This is a genomic window from Mesorhizobium sp. A556 (assembly GCF_054489545.1).
Map to the genome: position 1 here is coordinate 23,388 of NZ_JBTMXA010000017.1, position 15,239 is coordinate 38,626.

The following is a 15,239-nucleotide window of genomic DNA, read 5'->3' on the forward strand; positions in this document are numbered from 1 at the left end:
GCCGCGATCGTCATCGCGGCCGTGTTCCATGTCATATTCCTGCTTACGCCGACAGATTCTTGACCAGTGGCAGCTTGCGGATGGTCTTGCCCGTAGCGGCACGCAGGGCATTGCCAACCGCCGGACCGATCGGCGGCACGCCCGGCTCGCCGACGCCTGTCGGCGGCTCGTCGGACGCCACGATATGCACCTCGATGCTCGGCATCTGGTCTATCCTCAGCGGCGTGTAGGTGTCATAGTTCTCTTGGTCCACCACGCCTCCCGTGAGTGTGAGCTCTTCTTGCAGGATCGCTCCCAACCCGAAGCCGATACCGCCTTCCATCTGGGCGCGGATCTGGTCGGGATTTATCGCGGTGCCGCAGTCGACCGCGCAGACCACGCGATCAACCGTGAAGTCGCTGCCACTCTTGTAAGTGATCTCGACCACCTCGGCGACGAAGCTTGAGAAGCTTTCATGCAGCGCGACGCCGCGGAAGCGGCCTTCCGGCAAAGGCGTGTTCCAATCGGCTTTTTCGGCCGCCAGCTTCAAAACGGCGGCATGGCGCGGATGCTCGTCCAGCATCGACAGGCGGAACTCGACCGGATCGCGATTTGCAGCGGCGGCAAGCTCGTCGATGAAGGTTTCCATGACATAGGCGGTGTGGGTCGAGCCGACCGAACGCCACCACAGCACGGGAATCTTCACGTCGGTCGTCGTCAGGTCGATCTTCAGGTTTGGGATCGCGTAGGGCAGGTTGGCTGCGCCCTCCACGGAAGTCGGGTCGATGCCGTCCTTGATCATTGCCGCCATCGGCGAGCCGCCCATTATGGACTGGCCGACGATGTGGTCGTGAAGAGCGATGATCTTGCCGTCCTTGTCGAGACCCGCCTTGATGGCATGGACATAGGCTGGGCGGTAGCGCCCACCGCGCATGTCGTTTTCGCGGGTCCACTGCACCTTCACCGGTTTGCCGGGGCCGAGTGCGCGCGCCGTAGCGACCGCCTCGACGATCAGATCGGCATCCGAGACCGCGCGGCGGCCAAAGCTGCCGCCAGTCTTCATCACATGCAGCCTCACCTTGTCCGGCGTCGTGCCGCCGACCTGCGCGGCGGCGGCCTGATAGATATCCGGCATCTGGTGTCCGCCCCAGACATCGATGGTGCCGTCCTCATTGACGCGGGCGACCGCGTTGAGCGGTTCGATCGAGGCATGGGCGAGATAGGGAAACTCGTAGCGCCCCTCCACGACCTTAGCGGCATTTGCCAGAGCACCTGCCGCGTCGCCGTCATTGCGCGCGGTGGCTGCAGCCGGGCCAGCGGCGGTCTTGTTGTATTCCACCATGATCTCGGCGGTGCCGCGCTTTTCGGCCTTGGCCTCGTTCCACTTCACCTCCACAAGATCGCGACCCTTGAGCGCGGTCCACATATTGGTGCCGACCACGGCGATGCCGCGTGGCGTCTGGATCACATCGACGATGCCGTCCAGCGCCTTGGCCTTGGCGGCGTCGAAGCTCGCAACCTCGGCGCCGAATTTCGGCGGATGGATCATGACGGCCGTCACCAGCCCGTCCATTTTCAGATCAATCGTGTAGGTCTGGGTGCCGTTGGTCTTGCCGTGCGAATCGTAGCGCTTGAGCGTGTCCGAGCCGATCTGGGTCCACTTGTCGCGCGGCTTCAACTCCACGTCGTTGGGAATCGGCATGTTGGATGCCGCCTGCGCCAGTTCGCCGAAGGTGGCACGCTTGTCGGTGCCATGCGAGACGACACCGCCGGCAACGGCGATCTCGCCGGTCGGTACGTTCCAGTTCTTGGCGGCAGCCGCCACCAGCATGGTCCGCGCTGCTGCGCCCGCCTTGCGGTAGCGCTCCCACGACGAGGTCATGGAGGTGGAGCCGCCGGTGCCCTGCATGGCCCCGCCCCAGGCGAGATTGCCATAGAGCGCGGTGTTGCCCGCGCCGCCAATTACGTCGACCTGCGCCCAGTCGCCGTCGAGTTCCTCCATCACAAGCGTGGCGATGCCAAAGTACGAACCTTGCCCCATTTCGAACTGCGAGGAGTGGATGACGATTTTGTTCTCAGGCGTGATCTCGACATAGGCCTGGAACGGGTTGGCCGCAGCTGCGGCAGGAGCCGATTGCGCCAGCGCCGGTTCGGCAGCGATCAGCCGGTAGCCGACGGCGAGACCGGCAGCGGCAGCCGTGCCGATTAGAAACTGGCGGCGCGTCGTCTGAACGGCTTCTTTCTTCATACGGAACTGCAACATGGTCATGCCTCCAGCCGGTGCGCGGCTTCGTGGATAGCGGCGCGGATGCGGTGATAGGTGGCGCAGCGGCAGAGATTGCCGCTCATGGCCGAATCGATGTCATCGTCGGTAGGTTTGGGCGTCTCGGTCAGAAGAGCAGTCGCCGACATGATCTGACCGGACTGGCAATAGCCGCATTGCGGCACGTCCATTTCAGTCCAGACGGCCTGCACCGTTTCGCCAACCTTGCCGGAAACGCCTTCGATCGTAGTGATGGAGGCACCCTCGATATCGCTGACCATGGTCTGGCAGGAGCGTGTCGGCGTGCCGTCGATGTGAACCGTGCAGGCGCCGCATTGCGCGAGGCCGCAGCCGAATTTTGTTCCCGTCAGTCCGATGACATCGCGGAGCGCCCAGAGCAGCGGCATTTCCGGATCGACGTCGAGCGTTTGGGCTTCGCCATTGAGGGTGAAGGCGACCATGGCTTGCTCTCCTTATCTTGATCTTGAGCTGGCTATCGCGTTGCGCCTCCGCCGACTGGGATGCCGGCATTTTGTTGAGGCGGAGCTACCATAGACTAGGCGCGCGCAGCCAAGCCAACAAGCAGTTAGGTGGCCAGTCAAGAGATCGTGAAGTGGGGCGTGATTGGCGATGAAATACGTGATCGGCTGAGACCGGCCCCAAACGGCCATTGAGCTTACCGGGCCGAATAGTAGGTCTGCGCCATTGCTGTACCGTCCGACGGAGATTCGCGCAAAGAATACCTTGCCAACCGGCCCGTTCCACATATGAGGAAGACCCGATTTCGCTGCCAGCGAGATAACCACAGACGATTTCATGGTTTCATCGCCTCGGCGATCAGTTCGACCGAGTGCAATCGTGCCTGATGGTCATAGACGTCGGAGACGATCATGACCTCGTCGACGCCCGTTTCCGCGATGAAGGCTTGCAGCTCCGAGCGCACGGTATGAACGGAACCCACAACCGAGCGCTCCAGCATGCGCAGGGCCTGCACCCGCTCATTCGGTGACCAGTAGGTTTCGATATCGTCGATGGGCGGCCTGCTCAGCCCGCGCCGGCCGCTGAAGATGTCGGCGAAGGACATTTGCTGGGTGGTCGCCAGCCGCTTGGCTTCGGCGTCGGTATCGGCGGCGATGACGTTGATGCCCGCCATCGCATAGGGCCGATCGAGCTGCTCGGACGGCTTGAAGCGGCTGCGGTAAAGTTCCAGAGCGGGCAGCAACAGGTCGGGCGCAAAATGCGAAGCGAAGGCGTAAGGCAGGCCGAGTTGGGCCGCCAGCATCGCCCCGAAATTGCTTGAACCCAGTATCCATAGCGGCACGTTGGTTCCGGCCGCCGGCACGGCAATGATGCGCTGGTCCGGGCCGGCAGGCGCAAGAAACGCCTGGAGCTCCAGCACGTCCTGGGGAAAGTGCTCCGAAGCGGCAGGAGAACGCCGCATCGCCCGCACGGCGATCTGATCGGTGCCCGGCGCGCGGCCAAGCCCGAGATCGATGCGTCCGGGATAGAGCCGCTCCAGCGTGCCGAACTGCTCGGCGATGATGTAGGGCGCGTGGTTCGGCAGCATGATGCCGCCGGCTCCGACCCGGATCGTCCTGGTGCCGCCGGCGATATGGGCGATGACGATCGACGTGGCCGCGCTGGCGATCCCCGCCATGTTGTGGTGCTCGGCCACCCAGACCCGCTTGTAGCCCCATTCTTCCGCATGGGATGCAAGGTCTCGCGCATTGTTTAGCGCCGTCCCGGCGTCGGTGTCCTGCGTGACGCGGACGAGTTCAAGAATTGAGAGCGTCGTCATTTCGGTTCCTTTCCGTCAGCGGAACGTTCGATCGCATCAAGCGTCTCATGCAATGCGACGGCATCGCGGAAGCTGGGTGCCGAGCGCGTGCCCGAACGAATATCCAGCGCGATCAAAGCATAGAGGCGGGCGACATTGCGGGCGACCGAACTGTCCGGCCAGCCGTCATAGGCCGAGGCGGGCGGCGTCAATGGGACAAGTTCGCTCGTGTCACCAGTGGCACCCCGGATCGACAACTGCACAATCTGGGCATGGCCGGTCGCGCCCGTCACCTGGATGTCGCCTTGCGTGCCGTTGATCTCCCACAGCAGATTGGTCCCGCGAGACATGCCCCCACGATAATGGATCGAGAACGCCGCTCCGCTTTCAAGCGCGCCATGCACAAGGACCTGGTCGTGAGAGGTCGTTGGGATCGTCTCTCCCGTGTCGGTGACATGCGTGGTCTTGCGATGCGTGATCATGCGCGCGGAGATATCACCGAAACCACCCAGCACTTCGCGCATCCCGGCAAGCGTGTGCCCCAGCGGAATGCTGAGCAGGGTCGCGCCATTGCTCTTGTCGTAGAGATAGGCGTGTGCAGCGTCGGTCTCTGCTGTCCATTGACCGCCGCTGCCGACGAGCGTCGTCGAGAGCACCTCGCCAACATAGCCGTCAGCGATGAGCTGGCCCAGATATTCCACCTCCGGGGCGACGCGCATCTGCGTGCCAACGGCGGCCACCACGCCTTTCGCCTCGGCGAGATCGGCGAGTTCGCGTGCCTCGGCTAGTCCGTTGCCCAGCGGCCATTCGCAATAGACGTGCTTACCCGCGTTCAGCGCCGCCGTCACCAGTTCGTGGTGATACGGCACCTTAACGGTGACGACGACGAGGTCGACCTCGGGCGAATCGACCAGCGCCTGCGCGTTCTCGAAGGCATGCGGCATACCGAATACATCGGCGGCCTTCTTCGCGCTGGCAAGGCTGGTGTTTGCAACGCCGACCACCTGATAGTCGTTCGGCAGGGCCGTCAGAGCCGGGATATGGGCCGTCGCGGCCCAGTGAATGCCGGGATTAAGGCCGATGAAACCGACACGGATCGGCTTGTCAATCATGCGATACTCCAGTTTTGCGAATTGGACCGAATGGATCGGACGGATCGGATGCGCCCGCAGCCGGGCCGCAGGTGAGGTAGCCGAAGGCCTGTATCTCCTCGATCAGGTGCGCGGTCGTGCCATAGTCACCAGCCTTGTCGTCAACGAAGGCCGCGCCCAGCGCGCTGAGGAACAGCGCCGGCGCGGAAACCGATTGCCTGGCTGCGCCTTTGGACTGGGCGCGCGACAGAAACTCGCCGGTTATCGTGACGAGCGTCCGGCAGGTGACGGCCAAAGGCGACGCCTGGGCTTCGAAGGCGTCGATGAACGGCCGGGGGAGGCCGTTGAAGGCGCTGAGGTATTCCTTGAGCGCCCTCATCCACATGCGAAGCGCATCGGCTGAACCGGGCAGCGCCAGGGCTTCGTCGCGCCGGGACAGAAGAACTGCCTGCCGTTCGTGCAGCACTTCGCAGAGCAGATGTTCGCGCGAAGGAAAATGGCGATAGAGCGTGCCGGGCCCGACGCCTGCGGAGCGAGCGATCTCGTCAAGCGAAGCATTGACGCCGTCGCGTACGAAAGCCGCCTTCGCCGAATCGAGGATAAGCCCGCGATTGCGCCTGGCGTCCGCCCGCTGAACGCCGGTCCCTGCATCAACGTCTCGACTGGCTGATTTGTCTTGACCCCTCATAGGGTCGCAGATAATTGGAGAGTGTCTCCGTTTCAAGGGAGCTTTGAAATTTTCGTTTCTGCGCCAGGCTGTTGGTCAGTCGAACGGTCGGGAAGCCTCATCAGGACGGTGACTAAAGGAGGTCGAAAGAGAGCGTGCCGCGGCAAAACCACCGAGACTGACGATGTTCATGCATGCTTCCGTGCCACCGCATACAGCGATGTCGGCTTCGTTGGCGCGGATAAGACGAGCCGCATCGCCGATCGCCTGGATGCCGGCCGCGCACGCCGTCACCGGCGCGCCAAGCGGGCCTTTGAAGCCATGGCGGATTGAGATGTGGCCTGCCGCGAGGTTCACCAGGAAGGACGGTATCGTAAACGGCGACAGGCGACGCACACCGCGCTGGTCGACAGTGCGCACCGCGTCAGTTATGGCGGGGAAGCCGTTCTGCATACCTGGCATAGTCCGGCGCGTAGGCGAACACGCCACGGGTCGGATCGTATGGCCTGGTTTCTTGGGCATAGCCGAGCGTGTTCGGATCGGTTGGATATTGAGGGATGCCGAGCCGCCCATTCGTTGAGGTCGCTTAGCGGCTTGAACCGACGCGAAAGCGTATAGCTAATGACGACGGTTGAAGCGGCATTCGGCGTCCAAGCATAGACGAGTTGCCACTGCGAGCCGTCGACCTCGACAAGGTCAGCGAGACGATCGAGATGGCGGTGAGCAACGCATCTGGCGCGGCGGCTGCCGCAATTTAACTCCCGGCGTGTCCTGACGGCGGAACCTTTTCCACCGTGACGAGTTCGCGCTTGACGCCGCTGTGCGGCGCAGGCGTGGGGGTTTCCATCGGACGAGCACCGTTTTCAGGCCAAAGGCAACGTTCTTACGTCGTCCCGATCCTCTCGGGAATGGCGTTCCTGTCCGGCTGCGCCGGACCGCAATCCTCCCTTGTGCCGGGCGGAGCCGAAAGCGAACAGGTCGCGACGCTGTTCTGGGCGATGGTCGCTGGCGGCGCGGTCATCTGGGCCGCCGTGGTTGGCGGGTTCGTGTTTGCTTCGCGCCGGCGCAGCGCGTCGATCGACGAGGCGGCCGCGCACCGCTTCATCATCTGGGGTGGCGTGGTCTTTCCGGTGGTCACCCTGCTTCTACTGCTGTCCTACGCCCTGTGGCTGATGCCGGGGCTTAGGCCGTTTGCAAACGCTGGCGAGCCGGCATTGCGCATCGAGGTCACCGGCAAGCAGTTCTGGTGGAAGGTCGTCTATCATTTGCCCGGTGGCGAGACGGTCTCGTCGGCGAATGAGATCAGGCTGCCGGTCGGAGAGCGGGTAGCGTTTACGCTGAACAGCGACGATGTCATCCATTCGTTCTGGATCCCCGCACTTGGCGGCAAGATGGACATGATCCCCGGTCGGACCAACCGCCTGTCGCTGCTGGCGACGAAGACCGGAACATACCGCGCGCCCTGCGCCGAATATTGCGGCACGTCGCATGCGCTGATGGCGTTCGCGGCCGTGGCGATGGAGCGGGGCGAATTCGACGCATGGATCGCCGGCGAGGCGAAGCCGTCCGCCGGTGCGACGGCCGGTGCGGAGGCGTTCCTGCGCAATGGCTGCGGCGCCTGCCACCGGGTCGACGGCACGGAAGCGCAAGGGACGCTCGGCCCCGACCTGTCGCATCTCGCCTCCCGCCTGACGCTGGGGGCTGGAATCTTGCCGAATACGGAAGAGACGATCTCGCGCTTCATCGCCGCGCCGGACACGATCAAGCCAGGATCGAAGATGCCGGCGTTCGGCATGCTGCCGGAAGCGGAGATCGCGGCGATCACCGCCTATCTGAAAGGGCTGCAATGACCGAGCCGGCGCCCCGTTTGCCCGACGCCGAGCGCCTGGCGCAGGAGGAGCAGCTGCGCACCGTATGGGCCGCGCCAAGTGGCTGGCGCTACTGGACCAGCGTCAACAACACGCAGATCGGCCTCTGGTACGCGGGTGCGGCCTTCGCCTTCATGCTGTTCGCCGGCGTGCTGGCGCTGATCGTGCGCCTGCAACTGGCGGTGCCGGACAACGACCTCGTGTCTGCCGATTTTTACAATCAGGCCTTCACACTGCATGGCACGGTAATGATGTTCCTGTTCGCCGTGCCGATCTTCGAGGCGGTGGCGATCTTCCTGCTGCCGCCGATGCTGGGCGCGCGCGAACTGCCATTCCCACGGCTAGGCGCGTTCGGCTTCTGGAGCTTCTTAATCGGCGGTGTCTTCGTCTGCGGTTCGATCTTCTTCGATGCGGCGCCTTCGTCCGGCTGGTTCATGTACCCGCCGCTCGCCACCGACAAGGAGTTTTCCGGCATTGGCGCCGACATCTGGCTGCTTGGCCTCTCCTTCATCGAGGTGGCCTCGATTGCGGCGGCCGTCGAGCTGATCGTCGGTATAATGAAGTGCCGGGCGCCAGGCATGCGCATCAACCTGATGCCGCTGTTTGCCTGGTACCTGCTGATCGTCGCCGGGATGATCCTGTTCGCCTTTCCCCCGCTGATCGCCGGCGACATCCTGTTCGAACTGGAGCGGATGTTCGATTGGCCGTTCTTCGACGCGACGCGCGGCGGCGACCCACTGTTGTGGCAGCACCTGTTCTGGATTTTCGGCCACCCCGAGGTCTACATCATCTTCCTGCCGGCGATCGCGCTGATGGCGATGATCGTGCCGACCTTCTCGCAACGGCCCATCGTCGGCTACTCGTGGATCGTGCTCGCCGCGGTGGGTACCGGCTTCCTGTCCTTCGGCCTGTGGGTTCACCACATGTTCGCGACCGGCCTGCCGCAGATTTCGCTCGCATTCTTCTCCGCCGCATCCGAGGCGGTGGCCATCCCGACCGGCGTGCAGATCTTCGTCTTCCTCGCGACGATGCTGGCCGGCCGGGTGATCTTCTCGACGCCGATGCTGTTCGGCACCGGCGGCATCGCGATCTTCATCATCGGCGGTCTGACCGGCGTGATGGTGGCGCTGGCGCCGTTCGACTGGCAGGCGCACGACACCTATTTCATCGTTGCGCACCTGCACTACGTGCTGATCGGCGGCATGCTGTTTCCGATCATCGCCGGCATCTATTATTATTACCCGCTGATCGGCGGGCAAAAACTGTCGGACCGGCTGGGAACGCTCGCCTTCTGGCTGATGTTCGTCGGTTTCAACGTCGCCTTCTTCCCAATGCACCTGACCGGCCTCCGCGGCATGCCGCGGCGGGTGTTCACCTACCCGGACGAGCTCGGCCTCAACTTGCTCAATCTGGTTTCCACCATCGGTGCATTCATCTTCGCCGCCGGCGTGCTGGTGGTGGTGTTCGACGTGCTGCGGCCGAAGCACAGGCAGCAGAAGGGCGAGGTCAATCCCTGGAACGCCGGCACGCTGGAATGGATCAACGAGCCGGAGGAAAACTGGGGCGTCCGGTCGATCCCACTGGTCTCCAGCCGCTATCCGCTGTGGGACCAGCCCGACCTGTCGCGCCAGGTGAACGACGGGCAATGGTATTTGCCGGACGCCAGGGAGGGCCGGCGTGAGGCCATGATCACCGGCGTGCTCGACGCCGAACCAATCCAGATCCTGCGTGTCGGCGCGACATCGATCGGCAGCATGGTGGCGGCTGCGTCGCTCGGCGGCGTGTTCGTGGCGATGACCTTCCACTGGTGGGCGCTGACGATCGGCTTCGGCGTGCTGACCTTCAGTGCGATCATCTACTGGCTCTGGACGCACACGGCGGAGATTCCCGAGAAGCCAGAGAAGGATGCCGGGCTTGGCCTCAGCTTGCCACTCTACGCGTCAGGACCAGCGTCGGTCGGCTGGTGGGCGATGTTCATCACCATGATCGGCGACGGCACGGCGTTCGGCAGCCTCATCTTCGGCTACTTCTTCTACTGGACGATCCATTCCGACTTCACCGCGGGCATCCCCGGTCCGGGCCATGTCTGGCCGATGATCGCGCTTGCGCTGTTCGCCGCCGCCTGGGTCGCGACGGTGGCTGCGCGCGAACTGAACAACGCCGGCCGGATTTGGGGCATGCGCGGATCGCTTGCGGCAGCGGCCGTGTTCACCGTCCTTGCCTCGCTCGCCGGCTTCAACGGCCCGTGGTCGCACGCCATGGACCCGACCGCGCATGTCTACCCGGCGATCGTCTGGGTGCTGGTGATCTGGACGCTCGTCCACGGAACGGTGGGCGCAGTGATGCAACTCTATTGCCTCGCCGGCAGCTTCGCCGGACGGCTGACGCAGGCACATGACATCGACATCCACAATGTCGCGCTCTACTGGCATTTCATGCTTGTCACCGCCTTCACGACCTTCGTGGTCGTCGGCCTGTTTCCGCTGGCGGGCTGAGATGCGGATCGTCCCGAAAGAGATCGAGACGCTCTGGACGCTGTTCACCGCGCCGATGATCTGGGCGCTGCATTTCCTGTTCTGCTACGTCACCGCCGCGATCTTCTGCGCCAAGCAGGCGGAGTTGGATGCCAGCCTCGAAGCCGTCCGCATCGCCATCGCGGCGGGTACGTTGGTGGCATTGGTGCTGATCGCGCTGTCAGGCTTCCTCGCCTGGAGGCAATGGGGATTCGGATCGGACGAGCCGCCGCATGACGATCCGACCCCGACCGACCGCCGGCATTTTCAGGGTTTCGCCACGCTTCTCCTGTCCTGTCTCAGCTTCGTCGCGGTGATCTTCGTCGCGCTGCCGGCACTGTTCATCTCGGAGTGCGTGCGATGAGGCGCGCCGCGCTTATCGCGGGCCTCTTCCTGCTGGCGCTGATCTGGCTCGGTCCCCTGCTGGGCGACTGGCGCCAGTCGTTCACCGCTCACATGCTGGCGCATATGGGCGTCGTGGCGATCGCCGCGCCGCTGATCGCCATCGGTCTCCCGGACGCGATCTGGCGCAGGCTCCCGATGCATTCGCTCGTCGCCCTGCCGGTGATCGCCTCGCTGCTCGAACTGCTGATCGTCTGGGGCTGGCACGCACCGGCGGCGCGGGCGCTGGTCGAGCGTTCGGGGTTGGCGGGCGTTGCGGAACAGGCGTCGTTCCTCGCGGGCGGACTGCTGCTCTGGATCGTCTGCATCGGCAGCGAGGGCGCGAAGAGTGCACTGGCCGGGGCGTTCGGGCTACTGCTGACATCGGTTCACATGACGCTGCTCGGCGCGCTGCTGGCACTCAGTCCACGGCCGCTCTATGGCCTCGGCGACGTGACTTGCTTCGGCGTGACGCTGACGGCGGCGCAGGACCAGGAACTGGGTGGCGTGGTAATGCTGCTGATCGGCGCGGCGGTCTATCTGGCCGGCGGCGTCGCGCTGCTGGCGCGCGCGCTGCGCGAACCCGCGAGGGTGGCGACATGATGCGCATCCACTGGAAGCATATCGCAATCACGCTGGCGATCCTGCCGATCGCGGGGCTGATCTTCGCCTGGATCGGCTTCTTCAATGTCGGCGCGTCGAGCGGGCATTGGAAGATCACCGACTGGTTCCTGCATTTCGCCATGCGCTCGGCGGTGCGCACCTATGCGCTCGCGGTCGATCCGCCGGAGCGCCTTCCGAACGAGTCGATCCAGCCGGCGGCGGGCCACTACGCGCGCGGCTGCGCGATCTGCCATGGCGCGCCGGGCGAACCGCGGACGCAAGCCATGATGCGGATGCTGCCGCAACCACCGGACCTGCGCGGCAAGGTCTCGGAATGGAACGACGCCGAACTGTACCGCATCGTCATGCATGGCATAAGGTTCACCGGCATGCCTGCCTGGCCGACGCAGGACCGCGGCGACGAGGTCTGGGCGATGGTCGCCTTCCTGCGCGACCTGCCGTCGATGGACGCGGCGCAGTATCGCGACCTCGCCTATGGCGGCGAGCCGCCAGAACTGCACCCGACAAAGCTAGACGCCGCCATCACCGAGTGCAGCCGGTGTCATGGAGCGGACGGCGTCGGACGCAGCCCGATGACGCCGCTGCTGACCGGGCAGAGCGAAGCCTATCTGCTGGAAAGCCTGCACGCCTATGTCGACGAGCGCCGCGCAAGCGGGATCATGGGCGTCGCATCCGACGCCGTCGATCCCGCGCTATTGCCCGAACTGGCGCGGTACTTCGCGGCCCTGCCGCCGACTCTTGGTGTAGCGACGGGCGCAGATGACGAGTCTAGAGGCGCAGAGATCGCCCGCGCGGGTATCCCGCGGGACGGCGTGCCGGCCTGCCTCGGCTGTCACGGGATGGAAAATGCGAACCCGCTCTATCCACGCATCGCCGGGCAGAAGGCGGAATACATCGCCAGCCAGTTGCACCTGTTTCGCTCCGGCACGCGCGGCGGCACCCCCTTCCATCACCTGATGGCGAATGCCGCAAAGGGCCTGACCGACGCGGATATCACCGCACTTGCCGACTATTTCTCCGCTTTGCCGATCTCGCCCGCAACTGAAGTGGACGGGCGGCGTTAAGCCATATCGCCGTGTCTTGAGGAATTTCCCATGAAAACGCTGCTTCTTGCCTTTCTCGCTGTCATCGTCGTGGTGGTGGTTGCCGGCGCGGCGGTGTTCTTCCTGTCACGCGAGGAAGCGACCGTGGCGATCGAGGACACCTACGGTCCCGATCCCGTGCTGGCGGAGCCGAATCCGACGCTGTTGCCAACGGTCCATGTCGCGAAAGCCACGCCCTTCCCGAACGGGACGATGCCGACTGCGGCGTCGGGCTTCAAAGTCAACGAATTCGCCGCCGGTCTCGACCATCCGCGCATGATCCATGTCCTGCCGAACGGCGACGTTCTTGTCGCCGAGAGCAACAAGCCGGAATCGAAGCCGCCAGAAGGGAAGGAAGGCGGTTTCAGCATCCGCGGCTTCTTCATGGGCGTCTTCATGAGCAAGGCCGGCGCGGAAGTGCCGAGCGCCAACCGCATCTCGCTGCTACGCGACCAGGACGGCGACGGTGTCGCGGAGACAAAGACTGCGTTCCTGACTGGCCTGAACTCGCCCTTCGGCATGGCTCTTCTCAATGGCAAGCTTTACGTCGCCAACGCCGATGCAATCGTGGCGTTTCCCTACGCGGACGGTGCGACGGAGATCACCGCGCCGGCCGAGCACATCGTCGACCTTCCCGCACAGCGCAACCATCACTGGACAAAGGACGTCATCGCCAGCGAGGACGGCACCAAGCTATATGCGACGGTCGGCTCGAACTCCAATATCGGCGAGAACGGCATGGACGAGGAGGTCAACCGCGCCGCGGTGCTGGAGATCGATCTCGCGACCAAGCAGAGCCGGCTGTTCGCGTCGGGCCTGCGCAATCCGAACGGCCTGTCGTGGAATCCCGAGAGCGGCGAATTGTGGGTCGCGGTCAATGAGCGCGACGAGATCGGCAGCGACCTCGTGCCCGACTACATGACCTCGGTGAAGGACGGCGCATTCTATGGCTGGCCGTACAGCTACTACGGCCAGCATGTCGATGCGCGCGTCCAACCGCAGGACCCGGCGCTGGTGGCGAAGGCTCTGAAGCCCGACTATGCGCTGGGGCCGCACACGGCATCGCTCGGCCTGACCTTCAACGAGGGCGACCTGATGGGCGCGGACCTAAAGAACGGTGCCTTTGTCGGCCAGCACGGTTCGTGGAACCGCATGCCGCGCAGCGGCTACAAGGTGATCTTCGTGCCGTTCAGCGGCGGCAAGCCGGCCGGCCCTCCGCGCGATATCCTAACGGGATTCCTCGACGTGGGAAACGACGTCGCGCTCGGCCGTCCGGTCGGCGTGAAGATCGCCGCCGACGGCGCGCTGTTGATCGCCGACGATGTCGGCAACAGGATCTGGCGCGTCACACCGGTTGGGAACTGAACTGCATCTCAGTCGACACACCATCTTTGATTCTAGTGCTCTTGCGCCTACCCCTCTTCCAGAGCAGCCGATGCGAGTCGTGATCGAGTGCGTAGGGTCACGCCGGGCGAAGCCGACACGCTTCGGAAGTCCATGGCCACTTTCAAGTTCACGGGCGGTGTCAGTGCGTTTAAGACTAAGCTCATCTAGAGCGTTTCACTGATTGAGTGAATCTTTGGGATTCACGTTTTGATATTTTTGTGATTCAAGATGCTGGCTGGAGTGGAGGCCAGCATCTGATGACCCGACCTCTTTCCATTGATCTTCGAGAACGGCGATGTCACTTTAACTTGCGTTCGGGCGTGCCGAGGGAATTCGGCCTTACGGATTGATTTCAGGCCATGGTTCCCGTCACGGCTTTCCATTCCGCGATCGCTTGGAGGCGATGCAGATGAATTTGGAATGCGGATCGTTGTGAACCGGGTGGAACGAAGAGATTTCTGAGGGCTGAGAAAACAGAGACGAAGCGTTGCAAACTTCCCGGCGATCGGAACCGCTGCATCGTTCGCTCCCGCTTTCGCAGCGGTACATGCGAATTCTCTGCCCGGTTATTCAGGCTCTTGTGCGATCGATGTTCGACATTCGGCATGATCTGGTGACGCGCCGCACCATACGAGCGCAACTTGTCGGTGATCATCCGCTTCGGCGGCAGACCCTGCTTCTTCAGAATTCGGGTCAACAATCGCCTGGCAGCCTTGGTATTGGGCGGTTCTGAACGATCTCGTCAAGCACATAGCCGTCCTGGTCGACGGCGCGCCACAACCAGTGTTTCCTGCCGGCGATGGTGATGACCACCTCGTCCAGATGCCACACGTCATTCCGACTGGGCTTCTTGCGATGAAGGCGACGCGCATAGTCTGGGCCGAACTTCTTTGCCCAACGGCGGATCGTATCATAGGAAACGACAATCCCTCGTTCCAGCAGCATTTCCTCGATAAGGCGCAGGCTCAGCGGAAATCGAAAGTAGAGCCACACTCCACGGGCGATGATCTGAGGCGGGAAGCGATGGCGCTTGTAGCTGATGGGCAAGTTGTTCATGCATGTGCGTCTATCGCCATGGCTCCTCACAAGCCGTTACCGTGACATCGCCGCTTCAGCGGTTGCCGCGCCCGATCTCGTAGACGATTCTCTGCATCGCAAAAGGTGATCGCTTCCCGATTGTTCTGGCTGCCGTCGATGACGATGCGATCTGGTCGGCCATGACGGTTCAACGCTTTGCGGATGAAGCGTCTGGCAGCCGATAGATCGCTATGTTCGCTGAAGAAAAACTCGACCGTATCGCCGATGCTGTCGATGGCGCGGTAGAGATACATCCAGTGACCGCGAACCTTCACGTAGGTCTCGTCAAGATGCCATTTGCGGGTGACAGGTCGCTTGCGATGGTTGAACCGTTCGAGCAGCAGCGGCGAAAAGCGCACGACCCAGCGATGGATTGTGGAATGGTCGACGTGAATGCCGCGCTCGGCCATCATCTCTTCGAGATACCGAAGGCTGAGATTGTACGCCAGATATCAGCGCACACACAGCAGGATCACCGAATGGTTGAAATGGCGGCCTGAAAATATGAACACGTTCCCTCTGAAATGGAGG

11 protein-coding genes and 4 pseudogenes are annotated in these 15,239 nt (G+C 63.4%); 7 read left to right on the plus strand and 8 right to left on the minus strand.

Annotated features, from left to right (window positions below; all coding sequences use genetic code 11):
- Positions 1 to 43: 43 nt before the first annotated feature.
- The 6 genes and pseudogenes from ACX3P0_RS22410 to ACX3P0_RS22435 form a co-directional block, all read right to left on the minus strand.
- Positions 44 to 2,242 (minus strand): xanthine dehydrogenase family protein molybdopterin-binding subunit, encoded by a 2,199-nt coding sequence (locus tag ACX3P0_RS22410; protein WP_459092055.1) that lies wholly within the window; start codon positions 2,240 to 2,242, stop codon positions 44 to 46.
- Between the two features lie 2 nt (positions 2,243 to 2,244).
- A complete protein-coding gene (locus tag ACX3P0_RS22415; protein ID WP_459092057.1) occupies positions 2,245 to 2,703 on the minus strand; it encodes a (2Fe-2S)-binding protein in 459 nt (152 codons plus the stop codon).
- A 353-nt stretch (positions 2,704 to 3,056) separates the two neighbouring features.
- Positions 3,057 to 4,040 (minus strand): LLM class flavin-dependent oxidoreductase, encoded by a 984-nt coding sequence (locus tag ACX3P0_RS22420; RefSeq protein WP_459092059.1) that lies wholly within the window; start codon positions 4,038 to 4,040, stop codon positions 3,057 to 3,059.
- Complete coding sequence (locus tag ACX3P0_RS22425; RefSeq protein WP_459092061.1) at positions 4,037 to 5,131, minus strand: Gfo/Idh/MocA family protein; 1,095 nt, start codon at positions 5,129 to 5,131, stop codon at positions 4,037 to 4,039. The genes ACX3P0_RS22420 and ACX3P0_RS22425 overlap by 4 nt, the downstream gene beginning before the upstream one ends.
- On the minus strand, positions 5,124 to 5,798 hold the full coding sequence (locus ACX3P0_RS22430; protein WP_459092063.1) for a TetR/AcrR family transcriptional regulator: 675 nt from the start codon (positions 5,796 to 5,798) through the stop codon (positions 5,124 to 5,126). Before ACX3P0_RS22430 ends, ACX3P0_RS22425 begins: the two co-directional genes overlap by 8 nt.
- Before the next feature lie 78 nt (positions 5,799 to 5,876).
- Positions 5,877 to 6,221: pseudogene (locus tag ACX3P0_RS22435) on the minus strand (beta-ketoacyl synthase N-terminal-like domain-containing protein); the annotation flags it as partial.
- Positions 6,222 to 6,571: 350 nt separating this feature from the next.
- Here ACX3P0_RS22435 and coxB point away from each other — a divergent pair.
- The 7 genes and pseudogenes from coxB to ACX3P0_RS22470 all read left to right on the plus strand — a co-directional run.
- Positions 6,572 to 7,627 carry a cytochrome c oxidase subunit II gene (gene coxB / locus ACX3P0_RS22440; protein WP_459092065.1) on the plus strand — a complete coding sequence of 352 codons (1,056 nt, stop codon included), beginning with the start codon at positions 6,572 to 6,574 and terminating at the stop codon, positions 7,625 to 7,627.
- Entirely contained in the window at positions 7,624 to 10,140 is a 2,517-nt protein-coding gene (ctaD, locus tag ACX3P0_RS22445; RefSeq protein WP_459092067.1) for a cytochrome c oxidase subunit I, read from the plus strand. The genes coxB and ctaD overlap by 4 nt, the downstream gene beginning before the upstream one ends.
- 1 nt (position 10,141) lies before the next feature.
- Positions 10,142 to 10,522 (plus strand): hypothetical protein, encoded by a 381-nt coding sequence (locus ACX3P0_RS22450; protein WP_459092069.1) that lies wholly within the window; start codon positions 10,142 to 10,144, stop codon positions 10,520 to 10,522.
- A complete protein-coding gene (locus tag ACX3P0_RS22455; protein ID WP_459092071.1) occupies positions 10,519 to 11,142 on the plus strand; it encodes a cytochrome c oxidase assembly protein in 624 nt (207 codons plus the stop codon). Before ACX3P0_RS22450 ends, ACX3P0_RS22455 begins: the two co-directional genes overlap by 4 nt.
- Positions 11,139 to 12,227: a c-type cytochrome gene (locus ACX3P0_RS22460; RefSeq protein WP_459092073.1), complete on the plus strand. Its 1,089-nt coding sequence runs from the start codon at positions 11,139 to 11,141 to the stop codon at positions 12,225 to 12,227. Before ACX3P0_RS22455 ends, ACX3P0_RS22460 begins: the two co-directional genes overlap by 4 nt.
- 30 nt (positions 12,228 to 12,257) lie before the next feature.
- Entirely contained in the window at positions 12,258 to 13,610 is a 1,353-nt protein-coding gene (locus ACX3P0_RS22465; RefSeq protein ID WP_459092075.1) for a PQQ-dependent sugar dehydrogenase, read from the plus strand.
- Between the two features lie 5 nt (positions 13,611 to 13,615).
- Positions 13,616 to 13,796, plus strand: a pseudogene (locus ACX3P0_RS22470) (hypothetical protein); the annotation flags it as partial.
- Between the two features lie 187 nt (positions 13,797 to 13,983).
- Here ACX3P0_RS22470 and ACX3P0_RS22475 read toward each other — a convergent pair.
- Positions 13,984 to 14,687 (minus strand): annotated as a pseudogene (locus ACX3P0_RS22475) (IS6 family transposase).
- Between the two features lie 59 nt (positions 14,688 to 14,746).
- Positions 14,747 to 15,157: pseudogene (locus ACX3P0_RS22480) on the minus strand (IS6 family transposase); the annotation flags it as partial.
- Positions 15,158 to 15,239: the final 82 nt, after the last annotated feature.

Bases quoted from the DNA above. Each gene is read 5' to 3' on its own strand.
- ACX3P0_RS22410 (WP_459092055.1), bottom strand. From the start codon at position 2,242: ATGTTGCAGTTCCGTATGAAGAAAGAAGCCGTTCAGACGACGCGCCGC.
- ACX3P0_RS22415 (WP_459092057.1), bottom strand. From the start codon at position 2,703: ATGGTCGCCTTCACCCTCAATGGCGAAGCCCAAACGCTCGACGTCGAT.
- ACX3P0_RS22420 (WP_459092059.1), bottom strand. From the start codon at position 4,040: ATGACGACGCTCTCAATTCTTGAACTCGTCCGCGTCACGCAGGACACC.
- ACX3P0_RS22425 (WP_459092061.1), bottom strand. From the start codon at position 5,131: ATGATTGACAAGCCGATCCGTGTCGGTTTCATCGGCCTTAATCCCGGC.
- ACX3P0_RS22430 (WP_459092063.1), bottom strand. From the start codon at position 5,798: ATGAGGGGTCAAGACAAATCAGCCAGTCGAGACGTTGATGCAGGGACC.
- ctaD (WP_459092067.1), top strand. From the start codon at position 7,624: ATGACCGAGCCGGCGCCCCGTTTGCCCGACGCCGAGCGCCTGGCGCAG.
- ACX3P0_RS22450 (WP_459092069.1), top strand. From the start codon at position 10,142: ATGCGGATCGTCCCGAAAGAGATCGAGACGCTCTGGACGCTGTTCACC.
- ACX3P0_RS22455 (WP_459092071.1), top strand. From the start codon at position 10,519: ATGAGGCGCGCCGCGCTTATCGCGGGCCTCTTCCTGCTGGCGCTGATC.
- ACX3P0_RS22460 (WP_459092073.1), top strand. From the start codon at position 11,139: ATGATGCGCATCCACTGGAAGCATATCGCAATCACGCTGGCGATCCTG.
- ACX3P0_RS22465 (WP_459092075.1), top strand. From the start codon at position 12,258: ATGAAAACGCTGCTTCTTGCCTTTCTCGCTGTCATCGTCGTGGTGGTG.